This is a genomic window from Enorma massiliensis phI, from assembly GCF_000311845.1.
In the GTDB taxonomy this organism is placed as follows: Bacteria; Actinomycetota; Coriobacteriia; order Coriobacteriales; family Coriobacteriaceae; genus Enorma; species Enorma massiliensis.
In genome coordinates this window covers 1,337,481-1,338,955 of sequence record NZ_HE978574.1, presented here as the reverse complement: position 1 = coordinate 1,338,955, position 1,475 = coordinate 1,337,481, and the positions used below count along the sequence as shown (strand labels likewise).

The following is a 1,475-nucleotide window of genomic DNA, read 5'->3' as shown; positions in this document are numbered from 1 at the left end:
TGAACCGCACCCCGTTTCTTGGACAAGGAAACCTTGATCCGGGAGACGGGAGGCATGCATGGCGATCGACCTGCGGCTGAGATACGACCGCGCCACCAAGGAGCGGGCGGCGGCGATGTTCGCCGAGGGGCTCCGCCCCGCCGCCGTCGCGGCCGCGACGGGCGCTCCGGCGGATACCGTGAGAGAATGGGAGCTGACGTACCGGGCCTGCGGGAGGGACGTGCTGCTCAACATGGGGAAGAAGTGCCCGACATACGATTACGAGACGCGCCTCGCGGTCGCGAGGGAGGTGGTCGACGGGGGCTCGACGCAGGCCGAGGCGATGGCCAGGCACGGCGTGGCGAGCCTCCCCACGGTCAAGCGGTGGTGCCGCCTGTACCGCGAGGGCGGCGCGGAGGCGCTCCGTCCCAGGTCCGGGGGCAGGCCGCGCGGAACGGGCGCGAGGGCGGCCCCGAGGACCCGCGAGCAGGAGCTCGAGGCCCGCGTCCGGAAGCTCGAGGCGCAGGTCGAGTACCTAAAAAAATCGATAGCCCTGAAGGCGGAGAGGCGCTCCCGAACCGGGAGAAGGCCCTAGCGGTCGCCGAGCTTTCAGGGCAGGGCCACGCGCTCGCCGACCTGCTCGAGGCGGCGGGCCTCGCCAGGTCCAGCTACTACTACGCCCTCGCGCACCCGAGGGCCCCGACCAGGCCCGAGCTCCGGCCGCGCGTCGCCGAGATCTTCGGGAGGCTGCCGAACGGGGTCGGCCATCGCCAGGTCGCGATGGAGCTCCGGGCCGTGGACGGCGTGCGGGTAGCGGACAAGACGGTGCTCAAGGTGATGAACGAGATGGACCTGAGGTGCCGCATCCGGAAGGAGGCCGACCGCCACGGGTACAGCTCGTACAGGGGCGCCGTCGGCGAGACCTTCGAGAACGTGATCGGCCGCGACTTCTCCGCCGACGGGCCCTGGCAGAAGCTGGGCACCGACGTCACCGAGTTCAAGCTCTCCTTCGGCAGGGCCTACCTCGCGCCGGCGTACGACTTCGGGAGCAAGGAGATCGTGGCGTGGTCGATCTCCGAGCACCCGGACCTCGCCCAGCAGGAGGAGATGCTGGAGGCGCTCATGGCGGCCAAGCCGGAGGGCGCGAGCCCCGTCATGCACTCGGACATGGGGTGGCAGTACCAGCACGACCTCTACGTCTCGGCCCTGCGCGGCAACGGCTTCACCCAGAGCATGTCGCGCAAGGGCAACTGCATCGACAACGGGGCGACCGAGCAGGTGTTCGGGCACCTCAAGGACGAGTTCTTCAGGGGGCGGGACTGGGACGCGTTCGAGTCCTTCAAGGCGGACCTCGAGGCCTACATACACCATTGGAACCACGTGAGGCGCCAGAAGAAGCTGGGCGGGCTGACCCCGGTGGAGTTCCGGGAGCGGGCCCTCCGGGAGGCGGCTTAGGGGTTATCATTTAGCGTGTCCAAGTTTTGGGGCGCAGTTTA

At 69.2% G+C, this 1,475-nt stretch carries 2 protein-coding genes; both read left to right on the top strand.

The window, feature by feature from the left end; genetic code table 11:
* Positions 1-58 precede the first annotated feature (58 nt).
* Positions 59-574 (top strand): helix-turn-helix domain-containing protein, encoded by a 516-nt coding sequence (locus HGEM_RS05670; RefSeq protein WP_019128453.1) that lies wholly within the window; start codon positions 59-61, stop codon positions 572-574.
* The gene (locus tag HGEM_RS05665; RefSeq protein ID WP_154646824.1) at positions 523-1,434 is read left to right on the top strand and encodes an IS3 family transposase; all 912 of its coding nucleotides are present in this window, start codon (positions 523-525) and stop codon (positions 1,432-1,434) included. Before HGEM_RS05670 ends, HGEM_RS05665 begins: the two co-directional genes overlap by 52 nt.
* The last annotated feature ends 41 nt before the right edge of the window (positions 1,435-1,475 follow it).

Coding starts and splice junctions, on each gene's coding strand:
- HGEM_RS05670 (WP_019128453.1), top strand. CDS start 59: ATGGCGATCGACCTGCGGCTGAGATACGACCGCGCCACCAAGGAGCGG.